Origin of the sequence: Brevibacillus sp. MCWH (assembly GCF_013096935.1) — a bacterium.
GTDB lineage: Bacteria > Bacillota > Bacilli > Brevibacillales > Brevibacillaceae > Brevibacillus > Brevibacillus aydinogluensis.
Map to the genome: position 1 here is coordinate 1 of NZ_SDLF01000155.1, position 453 is coordinate 453.

Genomic DNA, 453 nt, shown 5'->3' on the forward strand with positions numbered 1-453 from the left:
ATGACACATTTCAGCGACGACTCCTAAATCGTGTGTGATCATCATAATCGCTGTGCCGAATTGTTCGTTTAACTGTTTCATCAAATGTAAAATTTGTGCCTGAATCGTCACGTCTAAAGCAGTCGTTGGCTCGTCTGCAATTAATAAAGATGGATTGCATACCATCGCCATCGCAATCATCACGCGCTGCCGCATGCCTCCTGATAGCTGATGCGGATATTCATCAATGATCTCCTCAGCACGAGGCAAACCGACAAGTTTAAGCATATCAATGGCTCGCTTTCGCGCTTCTAGTTTGCTTATTTTTTCATGAATACGAATCGCTTCAATCATTTGGTTACCGATCGTAAAAAGCGGATTTAACGACGTCATCGGCTCTTGGAAAATCATCGCCATTTCATTCCCACGTATTTCTTTCATCCGTTTTTCCGATGCTAACGCAATATTTTCATG

1 protein-coding gene is annotated in these 453 nt (G+C 42.6%); it reads right to left on the minus strand.

Annotation, left to right across the window (positions count from 1 at the left end):
- Positions 1-453: ABC transporter ATP-binding protein (locus ETC00_RS19840; protein ID WP_171567756.1), on the minus strand; the 453-nt coding region annotated here is incomplete at both ends.